18 protein-coding genes are annotated in these 20,851 nt (G+C 37.4%); 5 read left to right on the forward strand and 13 right to left on the reverse strand.

Features of this window, described 5'->3' with window-relative positions; all coding sequences use genetic code 11:
- Positions 1 to 299: 299 nt before the first annotated feature.
- The 3 genes from FVQ77_10875 (at position 300) to FVQ77_10885 (ending at position 2,590) form a co-directional block, all read left to right on the forward strand.
- Positions 300 to 680: a hypothetical protein gene (locus FVQ77_10875; GenBank protein ID MBW8050816.1), complete on the forward strand. Its 381-nt coding sequence runs from the start codon at positions 300 to 302 to the stop codon at positions 678 to 680.
- 304 nt (positions 681 to 984) lie between these two features.
- A complete protein-coding gene (locus tag FVQ77_10880) occupies positions 985 to 1,185 on the forward strand; it encodes a hypothetical protein (protein MBW8050817.1) in 201 nt (66 codons plus the stop codon).
- Positions 1,186 to 1,231: 46 nt separating this feature from the next.
- Positions 1,232 to 2,590 carry an aminotransferase class III-fold pyridoxal phosphate-dependent enzyme gene (locus FVQ77_10885; protein MBW8050818.1) on the forward strand — a complete coding sequence of 453 codons (1,359 nt, stop codon included), beginning with the start codon at positions 1,232 to 1,234 and terminating at the stop codon, positions 2,588 to 2,590.
- A gap of 480 nt (positions 2,591 to 3,070) precedes the next feature.
- Here FVQ77_10885 and FVQ77_10890 read toward each other — a convergent pair whose 3' ends face one another.
- The 13 genes from FVQ77_10890 to FVQ77_10950 all read right to left on the reverse strand — a co-directional run bounded on the left by FVQ77_10890 (position 3,071) and on the right by FVQ77_10950 (position 16,965).
- The gene (locus FVQ77_10890; protein ID MBW8050819.1) at positions 3,071 to 3,262 is read right to left on the reverse strand and encodes a cold shock domain-containing protein; all 192 of its coding nucleotides are present in this window, start codon (positions 3,260 to 3,262) and stop codon (positions 3,071 to 3,073) included.
- 281 nt (positions 3,263 to 3,543) lie between these two features.
- On the reverse strand, positions 3,544 to 5,340 hold the full coding sequence (locus FVQ77_10895) for an acyl-CoA dehydrogenase (GenBank protein MBW8050820.1): 1,797 nt from the start codon (positions 5,338 to 5,340) through the stop codon (positions 3,544 to 3,546).
- A gap of 84 nt (positions 5,341 to 5,424) precedes the next feature.
- Positions 5,425 to 6,798 carry a cell envelope integrity protein CreD gene (gene creD, locus FVQ77_10900; GenBank protein MBW8050821.1) on the reverse strand — a complete coding sequence of 458 codons (1,374 nt, stop codon included), beginning with the start codon at positions 6,796 to 6,798 and terminating at the stop codon, positions 5,425 to 5,427.
- Positions 6,799 to 6,808: 10 nt separating this feature from the next.
- A complete protein-coding gene (locus FVQ77_10905) occupies positions 6,809 to 7,126 on the reverse strand; it encodes a nucleotidyltransferase domain-containing protein (protein ID MBW8050822.1) in 318 nt (105 codons plus the stop codon).
- The gene (locus tag FVQ77_10910) at positions 7,105 to 7,242 is read right to left on the reverse strand and encodes a hypothetical protein (protein MBW8050823.1); all 138 of its coding nucleotides are present in this window, start codon (positions 7,240 to 7,242) and stop codon (positions 7,105 to 7,107) included. The genes FVQ77_10905 and FVQ77_10910 overlap by 22 nt, the downstream gene beginning before the upstream one ends.
- A gap of 25 nt (positions 7,243 to 7,267) precedes the next feature.
- Entirely contained in the window at positions 7,268 to 7,606 is a 339-nt protein-coding gene (locus FVQ77_10915; protein MBW8050824.1) for a type II toxin-antitoxin system PemK/MazF family toxin, read from the reverse strand.
- A 2-nt stretch (positions 7,607 to 7,608) separates the two neighbouring features.
- Positions 7,609 to 7,833: a hypothetical protein gene (locus tag FVQ77_10920; protein MBW8050825.1), complete on the reverse strand. Its 225-nt coding sequence runs from the start codon at positions 7,831 to 7,833 to the stop codon at positions 7,609 to 7,611.
- 147 nt (positions 7,834 to 7,980) lie between these two features.
- Positions 7,981 to 9,156, reverse strand: coding sequence for an acetyl-CoA C-acyltransferase (locus tag FVQ77_10925; GenBank protein ID MBW8050826.1), 1,176 nt, complete (start codon positions 9,154 to 9,156; stop codon positions 7,981 to 7,983).
- Positions 9,157 to 9,652: 496 nt separating this feature from the next.
- Positions 9,653 to 10,000, reverse strand: coding sequence for a hypothetical protein (locus FVQ77_10930; GenBank protein MBW8050827.1), 348 nt, complete (start codon positions 9,998 to 10,000; stop codon positions 9,653 to 9,655).
- Between the two features lie 619 nt (positions 10,001 to 10,619).
- Positions 10,620 to 11,600, reverse strand: coding sequence for a PKD domain-containing protein (locus FVQ77_10935; protein MBW8050828.1), 981 nt, complete (start codon positions 11,598 to 11,600; stop codon positions 10,620 to 10,622).
- Positions 11,601 to 11,669: 69 nt separating this feature from the next.
- A complete protein-coding gene (locus FVQ77_10940; protein MBW8050829.1) occupies positions 11,670 to 13,742 on the reverse strand; it encodes a T9SS type A sorting domain-containing protein in 2,073 nt (690 codons plus the stop codon).
- A 478-nt stretch (positions 13,743 to 14,220) separates the two neighbouring features.
- A complete protein-coding gene (locus FVQ77_10945; protein MBW8050830.1) occupies positions 14,221 to 16,626 on the reverse strand; it encodes a 3-hydroxyacyl-CoA dehydrogenase/enoyl-CoA hydratase family protein in 2,406 nt (801 codons plus the stop codon).
- 36 nt (positions 16,627 to 16,662) lie between these two features.
- Positions 16,663 to 16,965: a hypothetical protein gene (locus tag FVQ77_10950; GenBank protein MBW8050831.1), complete on the reverse strand. Its 303-nt coding sequence runs from the start codon at positions 16,963 to 16,965 to the stop codon at positions 16,663 to 16,665.
- A 589-nt stretch (positions 16,966 to 17,554) separates the two neighbouring features.
- On the opposite strand from FVQ77_10950, the gene pheT reads away from it, so the two are divergent.
- The gene (pheT, locus tag FVQ77_10955) at positions 17,555 to 20,176 is read left to right on the forward strand and encodes a phenylalanine--tRNA ligase subunit beta (GenBank protein MBW8050832.1); all 2,622 of its coding nucleotides are present in this window, start codon (positions 17,555 to 17,557) and stop codon (positions 20,174 to 20,176) included.
- 184 nt (positions 20,177 to 20,360) lie between these two features.
- Entirely contained in the window at positions 20,361 to 20,678 is a 318-nt protein-coding gene (locus FVQ77_10960) for a hypothetical protein (GenBank protein ID MBW8050833.1), read from the forward strand.
- Positions 20,679 to 20,851: the final 173 nt, after the last annotated feature.

A 20,851-nucleotide genomic window follows, 5' to 3' on the forward strand; every position in this document is an offset into this window, starting at 1 on the left:
TAAAAGAACATAGGAAAAAGAAAGCAATTGATGAAATTTTAAATCAGTAAAACCAACCACCTTTTGTCTATTAGACCCATATTTATAATAGAGGTAATAATAGTGAAACTATATTTTTTAATCGTAGAAATTATCTTTACTTCTTAGAAAAATGGGATAAATATTTCTCAAAGTATTTAGATATTTATTCTTACTGTTTAATACCTAATCATTTTCACTTTTTTGCACAAGTTAAAGAGTTTGATACAAGCAATGCAATCGCAAGAAGCGAGAAAAAATCTATACCATCACACGAAACGATGGCATCGTTAAACATCGTTAACTCAATCATTGCAGAACAATTTAGAAGATTTTTTATTACCTATTCACAAGCTATTAATAAACAGGAAAATCGTACTGGAAGTTTATTTCATAAGCCTTTTAAAAGAATACATGTAGACTCAGATGATTATATTACATCAATAATACATTATATTCATCATAATCCTATACACCATGGTTTGGTCAAAAATTATCATGATTGGAGTTATTGTTCATATAATGAGATGTTAAATAATGTGAAAACAAAAATTAATAGAGATTTTGTATTGCAATGGTTTGGTAGTAGAGATGAATTAATAAAATTTCATAAGGAATTATTAAATTATAAAATTATTGAAAAATATATAATGGAAGACTAACGATGCCATCGCTCGAAAAAACGATGCCATCGCTCAAACTATTTTATTTAACGAGATCATTGCTTAAAACGACAGCAGTATTAATTAATTGATCATTAGCTAAATAAAGCGATGGCATCGTTAACTCTGGACCAACGATGCCATCGCTCAAACTATTTTATTTAACGAGATCATTACTTAAAACGACAGCCGTATTAATTAATTGATCATTAGCTAAATAAAGCGATGGCATCGTTAATAATTTGATGCAGAAGTAGTTAGAGATATTCAACTGAAAAAACTCAATCTTTCTTCCTTAGAATCATTGTATAAAGAAAAAACAGGAGAAACTCTTGACATTAATATTTTAGAAAAATTTAATTGGAAAGACCGCACTAAGTTTAAACTAAAATACATTAATCAATTATTACAAGAAGACCTCCTGGCAATGACAATTTCTGAAAAACCCAATAGTTCAAAACAAAAATATCATACAACCCAAAAAGGGATTGGACATATTAAATAACGATTAGAAATTTCGTAACTTTGCAAAAACAAACTTATGAGATTTAATGCAAGAAACAGCAATTTCGGAAACAGACCAAATCCTCCAAAACAACCTCAACCACACCCTGTTTTCATGGTCAAAACAATCAGGGCTGGATCCGGTTAGGGTAGCGTATGCAGAAGGGGTATATTTTTATGACTATGACGGTAAAAAGTACCTGGATTTTTCTTCACAACTGATGAACGTAAATATCGGGCATGGGCATCCAAAAGTGCGCGAGGCAGTATTAAAGCAAATGGAGGAGGTCAGCTACGTTTATCCCGGTATGATCACAAAAGTAAGAGGTGAATTGGGGAAAAAACTAACAGAGATCACACCCGGGAGCTTAAACCGTACCTTTTTTACTTTGGGCGGAGCTGAAGCAATAGAAAATGCCATCAAGCTGGCACGGGTTTATACCGGCAGACATAAAATTATCGCACAGTACCGCTCCTACCATGGCGCCACTTATGGCGCTATTTCTGCCGGTGGGGATCCGAGAAGACATGCGGTTGACAGCCAGCAGTTGCCTAACATTGTGCATGTTGAAAATCCCTATTTTTACCGTTGCCCATGGAATAGCTCAACGCCTGAAGAATGTGCCCGGCTGTGCGCAGAGCAAGTTGAAAGAGTAATACAATTTGAAAATCCTGATAATGTGGCCGCTATCCTCCTGGAAGGGGAATCAGGTTCATCGGGTTGTATAAAATACCCTCCCGGCTACTGGAAAAAGATCAAAGCCATTGCTGATAAATACGGTATATTGATCATTGATGATGAAGTGATGAGCGGATTTGGCCGCACCGGCAAATGGTTTGGCATTGACCACCATGGTGTCGAACCTGATATTATGTGCGTAGCAAAGGGGCTTACTTCCGGCTATATCCCGCTTGGGGCAATGATCGTGAAAGAAGAGATCGCTCAATCCTTTGATGACGCACCCTTGCCTTTAGGGCTTACCTATTCTGCCCATGCTGTAGCTTGTGCCGCAGCTTTAGCTGTTATTGATATTTATGAAGAAGAAAATCTCATAGAAAATGCTGCCAATATGGGACGATACATGGAAGAAAGAATGGAAGAAATGAAACAAAAACACCCTTCAATAGGTGATTTCCGTACTACAGGTTTATTGGGCTGTATTGAATTGGTAAAGAACAGGGAAACTAAAGAACCCGTTACCCCCTGGAATGCCAAACCCAACGAAATGGACGTAACAAATAAGATGGCAGCCAAGATCAGGGAACTCGGCATGTTCACATTTGTACGGTGGAACTGGATATTTACCTGCCCTCCCTTATGCGTTACCAAAGAGCAGATTGATGAGGGATTGGATATTATCTCACAAGCGATTGAAATTGCAGATAGTACTTACTTAACTCCGTAGTTTGATTTAAAAGTGAAACTTACTTACTATTAAATGAAATAATAATAAGATAAAGTTACTGGGTACTGGGTACTGGTAGAGTGAATACTGCCAGAAGAAAGAATTATTAAAACCCCAGAACCCAGTAACCAGAGCCCGGTAGCTGTTCATTAAGAGCAATAAGAATAGCTCTGAATACAAGTTTCATTTAAAACCTAAAAATCGGTCTAATAAAAAGAAAGAAAAGTGATGTAAATGTTACGATACTTCCTTAATTTAGTTGCCGTAAAAGTAAAAAATTAATAATAATAGGGTCAACCAGCACCCAGTAACCAGCATCCAGTAACTGATAATTTGATGCATGATGTTAATAATGATTACAATTTAAGTTGTTTTTTTTAATTTAGATTTTTAGGTAAAATATTAAATTCCGATACTAACAGAAAAAGCCCCACATTATGTGAGGCTCAAGATTAAAATTACCAACTAATAATGTTTAAACTATGCTAGTTTAACATTCACCGCATTTAATCCTTTTTTTCCTTCCTGAAGTTCGAATGTTACTTCATCATCTTCTTTGATCTCATCAATAAGACCAGATACATGTACAAAGTATTCTGTTTCAGTTTCTGTGTCTTTAATAAATCCAAATCCTTTGGACTGATTAAAAAATTTAACTTTTCCTTTTTTCATCTGTAAATAATTTGTTTTTTAAAGGCCTGCCTGCCTTACAGGTGGCAGGCAGGTCAGACGGAAACCGCATCCCAGTACTTGGGATACAGGTCTCATAATAAATATAAATTGAGAATTTTTGCAAAGATAAACTAAAATAAATACTTAATCATGTTTTTTTTTAAAAAAAAATATTTTCTAACAATTCCTATAGGGCATCTCTAAAAACTACACCATATATTCCCCTCTATCAAGAGGGGCAAGGGGTGTGTTTTAAAAAATATGTAGTTTTTAGAGATGCCCTATAGATCATACTTATTCGCCTTGATCAGTTTCCCTGCAATACTCCTTCTTGATTTAATTGTATTGAAGGGCTCTTTTTTGGTAAAACGTTTTAATCCAAGGGATAATAGTTTCAATTCATCCCCTTCACACATAGCGTAGATAGCGCTTTTTGCGGCAAGATACAACCTGTCCATAGCATCATTTATATATGTCTTTGTTATCTCTATTTGAGTTTGACAAGTATCTTCACCCTGGAGGTCAATTAGCTTTTGTGTTCTGAGCAATGTAGATTCGCTTAGATAGGTATTGATCACCATATCAGCACAATTCATCAAAATTTCCTGTTCATTTGCTAATTTCTGCATATATTTTTGAGCAGCGAAACCGGCTATCATCAGCGAAGCTTTTTTCATATTCTCCACAGCTTTTTTCTCATCTCCAAATAAGGAGGTATCACCATCGCCAAATTCAGGGACACTCATCAGCTCATTTTGGATTGCTTTTGCCGGTCCGAGCAAGTCAATTTCTCCTTTCATAGCTCTTTTGAGCAGCATATCCATGATCAGCATCCGGTTGATCTCGTTTGTGCCTTCAAATATCCTGTTGATGCGAGCATCACGATAAGCTCGTTCCATAGGATATTCTGCTGAATAACCATATCCTCCATATATTTGGACTCCTTCGTCTACCACATAATCAATCATTTCAGAGCCAGCGACCTTCAGGATAGCGCATTCAACAGCATATTCTTTAGCAGCTCCCAGCAATGCCTCTTCATGGCTTTTTCCTTGCTCTATCGATGACTTTTCAGCGCTGTCAATACTATTACTTGCACGATATAGTGCAGATTCACAGGCATAAATGCGTATTGCCTGTTCGGCAAGCTTATGCTGGATCGCTCCGAAGTTGGCGATCGGCTGTCCGAACTGTTCACGTTCATTGGCATAAGAAACAGAAAAGCTGCATATTTTTTTGGCGCCACCTGTTGTTGCGGCTCCTAATTTGAACCTGCCAATATTCAATATATTAAAGGCGATAAGGTGGCCTTTGCCGATCTCTCCCAATAGATTTTCAGCCGGTACTTTACAGTTTTCAAAGAATACCTGCCGGGTGGAAGAACCCTTAATGCCCAATTTATGTTCTTCATCACCAAGTGTGATCCCGCCAAAATCTTTCTCAACAATAAATCCTGTAAATTTATCACCATCTACCTGCGCAAAAACGATAAATACATCAGCAAAACCTGAATTGGTGATCCATATCTTTTGTCCGTTTAAAATATAATGTTTTTTGTCTTTGGAAAGCACTGCCTTGGTTTTGGCTGCTAAGGCATCAGAACCTGAGCCAGGTTCAGTTAAAGCATAACAAGCTACCAATTCACCGGTAGCAAGCTTTGGCAAATATTTCTTCTTTTGCTCATCAGTACCAAAATACAAGATAGGCAGCGTGCCGATACCTGTATGAGCCATCATAGAAACAGTGAAGGAGTACCCTGACCCAATTACTTCGCACATCAGTGTAGAGGAATTAAAATCTTTTCCAAATCCTCCATACTTTTCAGGCAGAGAAAATCCAAGCAGCCCCAGCTCTCCGGCTTTATTCATCAGGCTTTCCATGAGCCCTTTTTCATGCTTGTCTATTCTGTCTAAGTGAGGGAAAACCTCTTTTTTAAGAAAATCCTCGCACATGTCAACGATCATGCGCTGTTCCTCATCAAACTGTTCAGGAATAAAAACTTCCTGTGGCTGCGTTTCCTTTACCAGGAATTCACCTCCTTTGATCGATCCGGCTGTTTTGATTGTTTGTGTTTCCATGATGATTAATTTATAAAAAAATACAAATGCAAAGTTATAAAAAAAAGACACGAATTGCACGAATTTCACTAATTATATTTTATTTTAATCACTTCTATCATTCCTGGTAGTTTTAATAGAGTACCAATCTATATTGCGTGATAAATACATTACTATTGCCAAAACAATGAACAAACCAATGCTTCCCATTAAGAGCGCATAATCCTGCAGTTGAATGGTTGTGTATATAAAGCCATATAAAATAAATAATATCAGCCCCATAAGTTTTGTTAATAGGTTACTTTTAAACATACTTTTAGCATAAGCAGTAATAAGTAATATGATGCTAATACTTGCAATCAAGTATGCGATCCAAAATCTGATATGTTCTGATAGTGAAATTAACAGCGTATAAAAGATACATAGCGCTAATCCTACTAAAATATACTGAATCGGGTGGATTTGTACCTGGTTTAAAACCTGGATAAAAAAGAAAACTAAAAATGTTAGCGTAATAAATAAAACTGCATATTTTGCAGCTCGCATACTTTTTTGATATTCATCAACCGGCATTAAAAGGTTAACTCCAAAAGCAGATTCATTTATCCCGGTTTTACTACCCCTGAATTTTTGCGGGTATGGCCTGTTAAGATGTAACACATTCCATTTAGCTTTAAAGCCCTCTTTAGTTATTTCTCTTTCATCAGGTAAAAAAGCGCCATTAAAACTTGGGTCAGCCCAGTTGGATGTCAATGTTACATTGGTTTCCTTTCCCAGGGGTATAAAGTTTAGACTTGAACTTCCATTAAAGTTAAGATTTGATGAAAACTCATAGATGTATCCCGCTGTATCCATTTGATCAATAGGGACTTTAGCGCTGATACCTGAACTTATTACGTCATTGGTCTCAACTCCTGGATTAAAAGAAATGCGGGCGTCATTCCAGACAAGCTCAACATTTTTCTGAATGCTTCTCAGATCCGATAATCCTAAAGATATAAAAGCATCTTTCCACAATATATCGGAGGTAATGTTCCATTCTTCAAAGTTTGGGGATGAAAATTTCCCATTGAGTTTTATTTCAGAGTTGTAAACAACTACTTCATATATACCTCTATAGCGAACTTCCGGTTTGACAAACCCTTCTATATCCAGTTCCCCGGGTAAAAAATGGGCATATTTTGTAGTTTTTATTAACTTATATTTATCATTATCATCTCGGTCATAAATTTTTTCATAAACATTGTAGGGTACTGTTAACACTAGTCCCGTTATGGTTTGCGCTTCACCCCATTTCGAGCTTACCTCTCTAATAGCATCATCTTGCCTGTATTCTCTTTCACGTATTAAATCCCTTACCATTGATACCGGGATCAGGAGAATAAGAATCAATATTCCTATTGTAATTAAACGTATAGTAATTGAATTTTTGATCCAATTGTTTGCTTTTTCAAAGAAAGATTGTTTTTGAGTTGTCATAATGTTAATTTTAAATCAATTTTCCTGTTCTCATTATTTCATAAGCAAAAGGATGGGTTTTGTTAAATTCTGAAGTTTCAAACGGATGTGGTTCAATACGTGTATCTACATTATTTATTTTCATTAATTGATACCTGGTTTCAAAAGTACAGCCATTCCATTTATTAGCAACAATTGCTAAATCTATATCACTACCTTCGTGAAAATCACCATTTACATAAGAACCAAATAGATAAACTTTTTCGAATGAAATGTTATTTTTCCGAAGTACATCCAGGTATTTTTTAGTAATTTCAATTACTTCTTTTAAATCATCTCTTTTAGCCATGATCTTAATTTTTTAATTTTATCAATATGTATTTTTGTGAATTCTGGTGTACATAATTCATGAAATTCTAATTTATAATCAGGATATCTTGTTTCTATATTAAAATTAGTTATAATCTTTACATCATCTTTTTGTTCATTTCTATATTTCTATTTGTAAATGAACCAGTATAGCTTTGTTAATTTCTTGCATTTTTGTTTGTGTTAGGTTACCAATTTTTTGCTTAATCCTCATCTTGTCAATGGTTCTTATTTGATTTGCTTTAACTTTCGATTTACCCTTTAAATTTCCCTCGTTTATTTGTAAAAGTACTTCATAAGGATAAATCTTTTTCGTCCTGGAAGTAATAGGCAAGATTGTTACTGTGTCGGAGTATCTGTTTGAAATGTTATTTGAGACAACTAATACAGGACGAATTTTAGAGATTTCACTTCCTAACGTTGGGTTTAAGTCGGCCCAATATATGTCTCCACGTTTAATATTCATTTCAAATTTTCAAAGTCTATTGCTTCAAAGTCTTTTGTGATTTCCAGATCTTCTTCACTTGTTGCTTTATATCCTTCAACCAATAGTTTATCAACATTTTTATTCTTTATTTTTCCCAATTTTTCTTTAACAGCATCTAATATGAATGATTTTTTATTTACTGGAGAAGTGTTCAGCAATTTTGCAATTTCTTTTGGTACCTGTAGTTGTATTGTTTCCATAGTTATAATTTTATTACAAATATATCTATTTTTTTTATGGTTTCCTGCATATTCATTTGAAGTTATTAATTCAACAACCTATATATCATAGTGAATCTATTCCATAAGCTACATAAATGTCGCGCAACAATTATCGCTACAATTATATTAATTCAAAAACTCATACACCGCAGCCACCCCTTGCCCGCCACCTACACAGGCAGTCACCATCCCATACTTCTGTTTTCTACGCCTCATCTCGTTGAAAAGCTGGATGGAAAGCTTAGCGCCTGTGCAGCCTAAAGGATGTCCGAGTGCAATAGCTCCGCCATTCACATTAACAATGGTAGGATCAACCTCCAGTTTCCTGATCACAGCCAATGATTGTGAGGCAAAAGCTTCATTAAGCTCTATTTGTTCAATATCCTTGAGTTTCAGGTTGGCAATCTTGAGCGCTTTGGGTACCGCTTCAACCGGGCCTATCCCCATGATCCTGGGATCCACGCCTGCAGCTACCATGCACACCATTCGGGCGATGGGCGCTACGTTCAATTCTTTCACCATTTTTTCACTCATCACTATTACAAAAGCTGCCCCATCTGAAGTTTGTGATGAATTACCGGCTGTAACGGTGCCATTTTGAGCAAATACCGGCTTTAGCCTGGCTAATGCTTCAAGCGAGGTATCTGACCTGGGGCCTTCGTCCGTATCCACCACAAATTCACGGGTTTTCTTTTTCCCATCACTACCCACGTAAGTCTCTTCTACTTTAATGGGGACGATGCCATCCTTGAAAAGCCCTTGTTTGATGGCATTTAATGCCTTTTGGTGTGAATTGTAGGAAAATTCGTCCTGATCCTCACGAGAAACTTTATATTCTTCCGCTACTGCTTCGGCTGTAAGTCCCATAGACGAGTACCAATCAGGATGGTTTTTTGCCAGGTTGTAATTGGGCGTTGTTTTCCATCCTACCGTTGGAACTAATGACATTGATTCAGCGCCACCTGCAATAATGCAGTCTGCAAGCCCGGCATGGATCTTAGAAGCCGCAATAGAGATGGTTTCTATGCCTGATCCGCAATAGCGGTTTACGGTCATACCGGGTACGTTCATGGGCAGTGACATCAGTGCGATCATTCTGCCAACCTGGAGCCCCTGTTCCGCTTCAGGCACGGCATTACCAACGATCAGATCATCAACCCTAGCAGGGTCTAATTTTGGAACGGATTTTACCAAATGCTTGACCACGTCTGCTGCCAGGTCATCGGGTCTTGTAAACCGGAAACCGCCCCTGGAAGCTTTTCCGACTGCGGTTCTGTAACCTGCTACTATGTATGCATTCATAAGTTAATTGATTATTGAAAATAAAGTTTATATAAAACCTAAAAATATAAATTAAAAAGAAAGAAAAGTTGACCCCGTTAGATATAATCAATAAAAGCAACAAACAAGTAACATATAATGCAACATTTATAAACATTTACCTGATAGTATAAAAATATCTAACGGGGTGAATGTAAATGTTATGATACTTCCTTAATTTAGTTGCCGTAAAAGTAAAAAATTAATAATAATAGGGTCACCCAGCACCCAGCACCCAGTAACCAGCACCCAGTAACCAGCATCCAGTAACTGATAATTTGATGCACGATGTTAATAATGCTTACAATTTAAGTTGTTTTTTTTAATTTAGATTTTTAGGTAAAAGGTTACGTCTCTGTTATTTAACGTATAAAGGAAAGACGGTTTTTCATAAAAACAATTAAAAGCCACAGCATAAGTGTTGTGTTACATTATGAACAAAGCATTTATAAATTTAATTTCATTTACAATCAAATTTTTAGTTTTGGTGGGAGTATTGGTGTATTTTATTATTTTTAATTGAATTAATAGTTTCTGGCCTGATCTTATTGGAAGTAATCGCTTCGTCCCAAACAACGGCAACCACAGTTCCGTTACGATTGAGCCAGGCTTTTTTAATGTTTTCGCTTTTCATCAATTCCAATAACAGAGGCTTAGAACGGCTTCCGCAACCGATATTGGGAGCTGCGCCACAAATAAGAGGTACCTGGTAAAAGCTGATGTTTTCATCATCTTCTTTACCCCAAATAGCCGAACCATTAATTTCTGCATGCAACTCAGAACAGAGCATGAAAATTGCTAACGAAGGAATAATAAGCTTTATCATGATTATTTTATGGGATAATAACTTTTATTTATTCGAAGAGTTGAGAATGAGATCCAGTACGTTCAAAAATTATTTCTTCTTTCAATCCATTCATTTGGATCAGTCCTTGACGCAACGGACACAGAATCCGTTCAGCTTACCATCGATACTGCGACTGACTCTCACCTCACTCACGCGCAGCATTCGACTCCACGCATTAGCTCCACATCTAACGGGGTGAACTTGCGTTCAACTCTTACATACTCATCTGATAAGTTTAATCTTACCTTTTCCCTATTCCGCTCAATACCTCACTCCTTAGAGTAAAACACCCCCTCAATTCTTCGGGGTAAACTCCGGGTGATTTGATCCCGATTTCCCGGGAATACTCCCTGTCGGTGGTTCAAATCTGTATGCTTTTCTTTGTTTGTAGTGGACTGCCGACTGCCGACTGCCGACTGTGGACTGCCGACTGCCGATTACGGTTGTGAGACCTCTGTTTATCTATAACAGCTCGTTTCTGATACTTACAAAGCAAGTGTTTACAGCCCACCATCCCAGTTAACTTCTAAATTCGAAAAACTATCTAATTTAGAATTTAATTTTAACATAAATAGTATTCAGCAGCTATTGTAAGTGCTTATTTCAAATCATTCACAAGATCCTGAATGCTTTTTGTCTTTTTTGTAAGCACAAATTTACATTTGGAGAACTTATTAATAGACCATCCTTTCCAAATAACATAGTTTCCGAATTGGTCTTTCGTATTATATTCAGCAATAGTTTGGTTGTCGAATTCCCAAACCATAACATTGTTTGTAGAACCAAAACTTACTTTAACATTTTTATATTTATGATATACTACTGTTTCAAGAAATTCAAGCTGAATCCCAAAAATGGTAAGAATATCTTTAAGAGTACTTGTGCCTGCGATACCTTCCAGCTTCATTTCAAGAGTAAACCTGTCAACAACACCGGTCGCAATAAAAAACTCAGCACCATTAAAATTAAGACCAAAATAGTTAAAGATCTGATCAATTGTAGAAGTGATTAATGACAATTTACCGAGAAAAGTTTGGTTATAAACTATATATAAAATCATAGGGCCTGCAGTAGATATAACCGTACCATCACTGCTTAAATGAAAAAAAGGTGGTATTTTTTTTAGTACTTTTAATGTATCAAGAATGTCAGTGCCTGAGCTATCATAGGCTTCTGTCACTTCCCACACACCTTCCATTAAGGTTTTCGTTGGAGTTTGATTACTTACTGTAATATAGCTATTCTTTATCATTAAATCAGAACCATAAGCATTACTTGCTGTCAAAGAAACAGTATATGCACCAGCAGTTGTGTAAGTATGTGAAGGATTTTGTAATGATGAAGTTCCAACGTCACCAAAATCCCAAGACCAGCTTGTGGGTGTATTAGTTGATAGGTCAGTAAAATTAACAGTGTCTCCCGCTATTATGATTGTTGTATCTGCCGTAAAATCTGCAACAGGCGTTGTGTCTGGTGTTGGTTCTTCAGGTTTATCTTTTTTACAAGCATAAAATAAAATAACAAATGCTGTAAATAAGGCAAATAATAAACTAATTGATTTAGTGATCTTTATTTTCATTTTTAATCTATTAATCCGGCTTTAACTGGGTTAGGCGTGCCACCGCTCAGAGCGGTGGCACGCCTCTGCCTAAAAGTTAGATATTTTTTTTGTTTCTCTGAGTTTTTCTGAATCAATCCGGAGAAAATACAATCCTTTATGATAATTATTCAAATCCAGCTCAATAGTATTTTTACCCGGATTTAGTGAAATAACTTCATAGCTCAAAACCTGCCCGGCAGCATTAAACATTGTTAAAGTTGCCGATGCGCCCCACCCGGATAATTCAAGATATACTTTTGAAGAAGCGGGGTTCGGGTAGATCTTGGTTTCAGTATAGTTGCCCTCTTCATTATTTATACCCGTGAACATGCTAAATGGATCGGGAACTACTATCACGGAATACCCTAAGAAAGTTTTCTGAACCGAGTCAAGCTGCACAAGCATACAGAAGATATCAACGCAGCCACCAATACTATCGTTAACAGTTAGGCAGATATTGTATGTTCCGTAACTGTTGTAAGTATGTGTAGGCGGAAACTGTTGGTTTGAGGTGTTTCCATCACCAAAATCCCAAAGATAAGTTAAATTATTTCCCACAGAATTTTCAATGAGATAAACGGTGTTGGCTTGTGATGAATCAATATAAGGGAAGAAATAAGCATCGCATACTCCTGGAAAAAATTGATAAGAAGCGGATGCAGAGCACCCCGTGTTATCAGTAATTGTTACAGTATACACACCGGGACCAGTTGGAGTAATTGATTGTGTTGTTTCTCCCGAACTCCATAAATAAGTAAATGGGGCTGTTCCCAGTGTAGGAATAGCATAAAGCGCAACTCCTGCAGAGTCATAAATGAAAACACTGCAATTAGCAGGCACCGAAGTTGAATCTATGAAAACACATCCCGAAGAAGTGCAACCTACGGCATCCGTTACCGTTACGCAATACAAACCATATAATAAACCTGTAATCGTTGCAACAGGTGGCAAAAAGAGAGAATCCTTTGTCCATGCGTACGCATAAGGAACTGTACCTCCTGCAACTGTCACTGTTGCCGAACCATCAGCACATGTACCGCATGAAGCATTAGTAGAAGTAATTGTAGATGTTAACGTACAAGGTACTGAAGTTGAATCTGATATAACGACACATCCCGAAGAAGTGCAACCTAAGCTATCGGCCACCGTTACACAATAAAAACCAGGTAATAAACCGGTAATCGTTGGCGTTGTACCCAAAAAGAGTGAATCCTTTATCCATAGGTACGAATAAGGAGGTGTGCCTCCTGAATCTGCCACTGTTGCTGAACCATCGGCACATGTAGGGCATGAAGCATCAATGGAGCTTAAATACACAAAAAAACCTCCGGGTTCATTAACGACAGCACTTGAAGTTGATGTGCAGCCACTGGAATCTGTTACGGCTACTGTATATGTTCCCGCAGATAAACCTGTGATGCTTTGAGTTGTAGCTCCTGTGTTCCATAAATAAATATATGGCAAGACACCACCTGCCGGATTAGCCGTTGCGGTGCCATCACTCCCTCCACAGGTCGTTACATCTGTAGCTGTCGTTGATACGATCAGTGTACATCCTGTAGATGTCACTATGACACAGTTGTTTGTTGTACATCCATTGACATCGGTTATTGTAATACAGTAGGTTCCGGAACATAAATTCATAGCTGTTGCGGTTGTTTGTGCCAAAGAATCATTCCATAAATAAAAAACAGGTGGAGACCCCCCTGTCGTAACACCACTTGCAGAACCGTCACAACACCCGATACAGCTTTCATCAACAGAACTTACAGATGTAACCAAAGCAGGAGGTTCAACAATTGTAACTGAAACTGTTGCTGAATTCGGAATAGTGTCGGAGTCAGATACTGTGATAGTGTAAGTCCCCGCACACAAGCCGGTAGCTGTGGCAGTGGTCTGTGAGAGGGAGTCATTCCAGAGGTAAGCATATGGAGGCACTCCGCCAACTGCTGTGGCAGTAGCAGCGCCATCACACATTCCATTGCAAATAACATTAGTAGAAGAAACAATAGTAACTGTAAGTTGTGCTTTTAATTCAGCCGGAATTAAAAAACAACTGAGACAAAGTAACATTGCTATTTTAAGCATTGTTCTTTTTTTAAGTAATTTAGTAGTTTTCATGATTTAAGGTTTTTAGTTAATATTGGTACATTCAATTTAGATATGCAAGCAAAGGTAATAAAATAACAAATAAAACAAACAAGAAATGAAAAATTTAGAATTATGAATGTAGAATGTAGAATTTATACACCCAGGCAAATTCTACGTTCTACATTCATAATTCTACATTCTACATTTTTTCACCAGACTCTACTTAACGGTTAATAACGGGTAATAACGGTTACAAATGATTCTGCAAGCTCCTTAAGAAAGATTAAAATTTTATCAAAACACCAAAGCACTAAATCCCACAAAACCCTGAAAATCAATTAGTTAATTTTTAGTGGGATTTTGTGTTTTTGTGCTTTTGTGGCAAAAAAGACTTTTTAGAGTGGACTCAGATTTTTTTAAGTTAAAACTTATTATACAAAACTGATAATTTCGCATGAATGAATGGATGCAAGCAGTCATGCAGTCATGCATCAATGCATCTATGCAATCAATTCCTCAACGGCTTCCCCGTCCTGAGCATATGTTGTATCCTTTCAAGCGTTTTCTTCTCACCGCAAAGCGATAAGAATGCTTCAATTTCCAGGTCCAGTAAATACTGTTCAGAAACATAAGTAGGGGCCGACAGGTCTCCGCCACACATTACGTAAGCCAGCTTTTCAGATATTTTTTTATCATGTTCTGAAATATATTTTGCCCTCTGCATGCCATCGGCACCGGTTAAGAACATAGCCAAACCGGCTCGTCCCTGAACTTTTATATCAGTCCTTTGCGCGGGCTGAGAATAGCCGGCTTCTGCCAGTTCTATGGCTGCGGCTTTGGCGTCATGTATTTGCCGGTCCCTGTTTATGCTGATATTATCAGTTTTTCTTAATATGTTCAGATCAATCGCTTCATGGGCAGAAGTGGCCACTTTTGCCATGCCAATCGTCAGATAGGCATTTCTCAAAGTATTGAGTTCTATATCGCCTTCTTCATAGCTGTCTGACGCCCTCAGGGTTAATTCCTTCGTTCCACCGCCAGCAGGTATCAGGCCAACGCCAAATTCAACAAGGCCTATGTAAGTTTCAGCGGCTGCCTGCACTCTATCGGCATGAAGGACCAGTTCACAGCCTCCTCCCAGAGTTAAAGCATGTGGAGCGATAACAACGGGAATGGATGAATACCTTGCACTCATCATCGTCTTTTGGAAATGGGTTGCCATAAATCGTATCTCATCAAATTCCTGGTCTATGGCATACATCAACAGCAAGGCAATATTTGCTCCTACAGAGAAGTTAGCTTCGTGGTTGGCTATTACCAGTCCCCTGAAATCTTTTTCTGCAATTTCAATGGATTTATTAATGCCTTCAATTAATTCGCTTCCCAGGGCATTCATCTTTGTATGGAATTCAAGGTTCACTATTCCATCTCCAATGTCGTAAAGCGTAGCGCCTGAATTCTCCCAAACTACGCTGTCTGAAGGCATATTTTTTAAATTGATAAACCCTTCAGTTCCGGGGATCCCTTTATAATCTTTACTTTTGATATCATAATATTTTCGCACTCCGTTGTCAACTTTATAAAAGGATGCTGTACCATTACCTGGCATATCTTTAACCCATTGAGCAGGTTTTCTGCCTTCCTGTTCCATCTGTTCAGCAGTTTTTTTAACATTCAAAGCATCCCAGATCTCAAAAGGCCCGAGTTCCCAGCCAAATCCGGCTTTCATAGCATCATCTATTTTATATATCTCATCGGCTACTTCGGGTATTCTGTTGGTAACGTATTCGAAAAGGCGGTAAAATGAGGTTTTGTAAAATTCACCTGCTTTATCTTTGCCTGCTACCAGAACCTTCATCCTTTCCAGAAGATCCTCAATTGGTTTGGTAGATTCCAGGGTGGCAAACTTTACTTTTTGTTTGGATTTGTATTGAAGTGTTTTGAAATCAAGCGAAAGGATCTCACTTTTTCCGTCTTTACCTTTGACCTTCTTATAAAATCCCTGCCCGGTTTTAGACCCCAGCCATTTGTTATCAACCATTTTTGAGAGATATCCAGGCAGCTTGAATGAATCCCTTGCTTCGTCATCCGGACAGTTATCATATACTCCCTTTGCTACGTGCACCAACGTGTCTAATCCTACAAGATCACTGGTTCTGAACGTAGCGGATTTAGGCCTTCCCAGAACCGGGCCTGTTAATTTATCTACTTCATCAACCGTCAATTCCATCTTTTCAACAAGGTGGAATAAGGCCATGATGCCATAAACCCCGATCCTGTTGGCAATAAAAGCCGGGGTGTCTTTGCAAAGCACTGTGGTTTTTCCAAGAAACAGGTCTCCATAGTGCATCAGAAAATCAATGACAGACTGATCAGTTTTGGGAGTGGGGATGATCTCTAAAAGCTTCAGGTACCTTGGCGGGTTAAAGAAATGGGTACCGCAGAAGTGTTTTTGGAAATCTTCGCTTCTGCCTTCCAGCATCGTGTGGATCGGGATGCCTGATGTGTTGGTTGTAATCAGTGTGCCAGGCGTTCTGTGTTTTTCTACATTTTCAAAGACTTGTTTTTTGATGTCAAGCCGTTCAATAACCACTTCTATTGTCCAGTCACAACCGGCAATGTCTTTCATGTTATCTTCAAAATTGCCTGTGGTAATACGGTTTGAAAATGATTTTTTGTACAGAGGTGCAGGGTTGGATTTTATAGCTTCCTTCAACGAATCGTTAACGATCCTGTTTCTTACAGCTTTATCTTCGAGCTTAATACCTGACTTCTTTTCTTTTTCCGTAAGCTCTTTAGGGGTAATGTCAAGCAACAACACCTGTACCCCAATGTTGGCAAAGTGGCACGCAATGCGCGAGCCCATGATACCGGAGCCGAGAATGGCTACATTTTTGATTTTTCTGTTCATAATGATAGTTGGTTTAAGTTATTTTTGACACGAATTTCACTAATTTGGTTTAGAATGGTTCATCTGCTTCTGAATCAGATTGTTCATTAATACATTTAATTTCATCTTGTAGAATATTCCATATATTGATACGTCACCTTCTTCAACAACATATTCCAGCAATGGATCACCATGTTTTTTTGCCTTTTTAACGACTTGCTTTAAGTTAGTTCCATGTGCCACAATTTTCTCACCTACAACTGCAACCCACTCTCCCTCATATTTATAGATTTCTTCCGGATGTTCACTCATCCACAAAGAATCTTTTGAATCATCAGTCTTTATTTGCTTTTTATTTTTCATGACAAATATTGATAATTTAAGAAAATATACTTGTTCTAACAAAAATTGTTATGTGTAAAAGAATATTAAGGGAATAGATATTACTCCATCTTCTACTTTTTGTGTATTTAATTCAATCTGCTTGCAAAAAGTTCCAATAATTTAGGTTAATTATTTGGTGAAATTTACAGTAATTCATTTTCCATAAATATTCTTCGTTGTGTTTTGTAATAAAGCGCTTGATTATGCAAATGTAATCAAAATTCTAGATTAACTCAAATACGATGATTTGAATTAAAGCCGTTTTCAACGGGAAATATGTATTGATAAAAAACACTTATTATTTATTGCCGTTAATCTCCTACGAATTACGAATTTCCCGAATTACGAATAAACGAATAAAAATATTCGTAATTTGTAGGAAAGGCGCTATACTGAATAATATAAAACGATTAATTTCTTATCTAATTATCATTAAAAAGTATATTATTTGTAATTTTGTAAGTTAAAATAATCATCTAAAAAAGTATAGCGAATCGAATATGGTGCATAATATTGTGGGTTGTGCCCCGCCAACTGGCGGGGCTATGCACTATGCGCCATACACCTTATGTTAATCTCATTCAGCTGGCTAAAACAATATATTGAAATTGAAGAATCAGCAGATACCATTGCTGAGATGCTTACTAATTCAGGGCTGGAAGTAGAGTCTGTAGCCCCCCTAAATCCCCCCAAAGGGGGGACTTTGCCACCCCCTTTGCCTCCTGGCTTGCTAATCGGCAAAGTACTTACCTGTAAAAAACATCCCAATGCGGACAGGCTTAAGCTTACTACCGTTGATATTGGAAAAAAGACCCCTTCCCAAATAATCTGCGGTGCACCAAATGTCGCAGCCGGGCAGAAAGTGGTCGTAGCTACTCCGGGAACAAAGCTCTATCCTAAAAACGGAGAACCTTTTAAAATAAAAGAAGCCAAAATACGGGGCGAATATTCTGAGGGTATGATATGTGCCGAAGATGAGATAGGCATGGGAGATACGCATGATGGTATCATGGTACTAAAAACCGGCCTTGATCCCGGCACCCCGGCTTCTGAATATTTTACAGACCCAACTCCAAGCCTCCCTGAATCGGAGAAACGGGGAAGGCAATTCACCGATTCACCCATTCACCCTTTCACCGATTCGGTAAAGGTAGGGGGTGAGGTTATTTTCGAGATCGGGTTAACTCCTAACAGGGCGGACGCAACATCTCATTTTGGCGTTGCGAGAGAGCTGAAAGCGTTGCTCAAAAGAAAAGCAGCTTTACCTCCGGTTGGTAATTTTCGTAGTGATAATCATAACAACTGCATAGATGTTATCGTTGAAGATCACCGGGCATGCCCGCGTTATGCAGGGGTTACCATTAGCGGTATCACTGTAAAAGAATCTCCGGAATGGCTGCAAAACAGGTTGAATTCAGTAGGGTTGAAGCCTATTAATAATATAGTTGACGTTACAAATTTTGTTCTCCAGGAATGCGGCCAGCCGCTTCATGCTTTTGATGCAGATGAGATCATTGATAAGAAGGTAATCGTGAAAACATTGCCTAAAGGCAGCCGCTTCAAAACACTTGACGGAGTTGAAAGAAAACTCTATAAAGCAGACCTGATGATCTGCAACGCAAAAGAGCCAATGTGTATTGCCGGGGTTTTTGGGGGAGAAAAGTCAGGTGTAAAACAAGCTACCAAAGATGTTTTCTTAGAGAGCGCTTATTTCTCACCGGAAACCATAAGGAAAACTGCTCAATATCATGGACTTCAAACGGACGCTTCATTCAGGTTTGAGCGGGGTACTGATCCCAACATGGTCATTTACGCACTGAAAAGAGCTTCAGTACTTATTAAAGAATTGGCAGGAGGCGCCATATCTTCAGGTATCGTGGATATTTACCCTGTGCCATTAAAAAACTTTGAAGTAAAGATCAGCTACAAAAACGTTGAACGGCTGATTGGCAAGAAAATAGTGGAAAAAGAAATTAAAAAGATACTGGAATATTTAGACATTAAAGTCATTTCTGAAGATGTATCCGGTACTAAATTGTCTGTGCCCCCTTATAGAGTAGATGTACAACGTGAAGCGGATATTATTGAAGAGATCCTTCGTATTTATGGTTATGATAATGTTGATATAAATGCTAATCTTCGGGCTGATTACCTCGCTGATTTCCCCAAAACGGATAAAGAGAAGATACAAAATAGCATTTCAGATATATTATCAGCTAATGGCTTTAGTGAGATAATTACCAATTCGCTCACTAATTCTGTTTACACACAAAAAATGAGATCGCGCTCACTTTCTTCAAAAGATAAGCCCGGAGGGGTGGGGGAAGATGTTTTCAAATTTCAAGATGTAAAGATCATAAATAAATTGAGTGACGAACTGGGTGTTTTGAGGCAAACAATGCTTTTTTCCGGCCTTGAGGTAATAGCCCATAATGTAAACAGAAGACAAAAAGACCTGAAATTCTATGAATTTGGAAAGACTTATTACATAAATAATAAAGGCCATGCTGCAGCCAGTTCTGGTTTTACGCAAGCTGCTCTTCAGGGATATAGGGAAGAAAATCACCTTGCCATGTTCATGACAGGCAGTAAATATTCAGAGACATGGCAGCAACCCGGTAAAAATTTAGATTTTCATGATATTGCGAGTTATGTTTACAAAATCCTGCTAAGCTTAAATATCAACAATTATGAGATTAAAAATGTTAACAATGATGCTATATTTGACAATGGCCTTATATGTATGGTCAATAATAAGGCAATTGTGAAATTCGGAATAGTGAGGCATAATTTAGCGTCCCAGATACCCGGGATCCAATTAAGAGAACATATCTATTATGCCGATTTTGATTGGGATGTTATTATGAATATGCCCGGCCGGAAGATCCAGGTAGTCAGCGTACCTAAGTATCCTGAAGTAAGGCGCGATCTTTCAATGATCCTGGATAATAGTGTTAAGTTTGATGATATAAAACGACTGGCTTTAAAGGCAGAAAAAAAACTTTTGAGAGAAGTTAATGTATTTGATATCTACGAAGGTAAAAGCATAGATAAAAGTAAGAAATCTTATGCAATTAGTTTTATTTTGCAGGATTATAACCAAACCCTTACTGATAAAGTTATAGACAAAACCATGCAAAGGTTGATGGATGTTTTTGAAAGGGAGTTAAATGCTGTAATCAGGAAATAAGAAATAATTTAGTTATTAGTTTGTTAGTTTTTAGTTATGGTTATTTAGTTATTGGTTTTAGTTTATTAGTTCTTTGGTTTGGTTCTCTGTCTAAAGGAGATGGCAACTAAATAACTATAAAACCAGAACCAAAAACTAATAAACTATAACCAACCAACCACTCAACCAATAACCAAATTAACATATGCCTCAAAATAATATTTTACAAAAATTAGAGTTATTAGAAGGTAGGCTTAAAAAACTTATTGTTGAGTATAAACGCACTAAACAAGATCTCAATGAAGCATTCATAGAAAATAGTAACCTGAAATCTACCTTGCAAAAACAAAATCAAAAGCTAAAAGATTTTCAGGATAATAAAAAAATTCATAGTATTGTATCGTCTATAAAAGTAGATGACAAAAATTCAACGGAGTTAAAGCTCAGCATTAATGAATACATAAAAGAGATTGACAGGTGTATTGTAAGCCTTACAGAAGAGAAGTTTGACACGATAGAGTAGGGGGATCGAGAATGTGTTATACTAGAAACGGGATAAAAAAGTACATTTTTTAGTTCATGGTTTTTGGTTTTTAGTTGTAGTTTAATTAGTTGATGGTTTTAGTTTTTGGTTCCTTAGTTGTGGCAACAGGATTAGAAAATCTATAACTAATAACCAATAACTAAATTTTCAAG

The organism is Cytophagales bacterium, assembly GCA_019456305.1.
Lineage (GTDB): Bacteria > Bacteroidota > Bacteroidia > Cytophagales > VRUD01 > VRUD01.

Bases quoted from the DNA above. Each gene is read 5' to 3' on its own strand.
- FVQ77_10875 (MBW8050816.1), top strand. From the start codon at position 300: ATGGCATCGTTAAACATCGTTAACTCAATCATTGCAGAACAATTTAGA.
- FVQ77_10885 (MBW8050818.1), top strand. From the start codon at position 1,232: ATGCAAGAAACAGCAATTTCGGAAACAGACCAAATCCTCCAAAACAAC.
- FVQ77_10890 (MBW8050819.1), bottom strand. From the start codon at position 3,262: ATGAAAAAAGGAAAAGTTAAATTTTTTAATCAGTCCAAAGGATTTGGA.
- FVQ77_10895 (MBW8050820.1), bottom strand. From the start codon at position 5,340: ATGGAAACACAAACAATCAAAACAGCCGGATCGATCAAAGGAGGTGAA.
- creD (MBW8050821.1), bottom strand. From the start codon at position 6,798: ATGACAACTCAAAAACAATCTTTCTTTGAAAAAGCAAACAATTGGATC.
- FVQ77_10905 (MBW8050822.1), bottom strand. From the start codon at position 7,126: ATGGCTAAAAGAGATGATTTAAAAGAAGTAATTGAAATTACTAAAAAA.
- FVQ77_10920 (MBW8050825.1), bottom strand. From the start codon at position 7,833: ATGGAAACAATACAACTACAGGTACCAAAAGAAATTGCAAAATTGCTG.
- FVQ77_10925 (MBW8050826.1), bottom strand. From the start codon at position 9,156: ATGAATGCATACATAGTAGCAGGTTACAGAACCGCAGTCGGAAAAGCT.
- FVQ77_10930 (MBW8050827.1), bottom strand. From the start codon at position 10,000: ATGATAAAGCTTATTATTCCTTCGTTAGCAATTTTCATGCTCTGTTCT.
- FVQ77_10935 (MBW8050828.1), bottom strand. From the start codon at position 11,600: ATGAAAATAAAGATCACTAAATCAATTAGTTTATTATTTGCCTTATTT.
- FVQ77_10940 (MBW8050829.1), bottom strand. From the start codon at position 13,742: ATGAAAACTACTAAATTACTTAAAAAAAGAACAATGCTTAAAATAGCA.
- FVQ77_10950 (MBW8050831.1), bottom strand. From the start codon at position 16,965: ATGAAAAATAAAAAGCAAATAAAGACTGATGATTCAAAAGATTCTTTG.
- pheT (MBW8050832.1), top strand. From the start codon at position 17,555: ATGTTAATCTCATTCAGCTGGCTAAAACAATATATTGAAATTGAAGAA.
- FVQ77_10960 (MBW8050833.1), top strand. From the start codon at position 20,361: ATGCCTCAAAATAATATTTTACAAAAATTAGAGTTATTAGAAGGTAGG.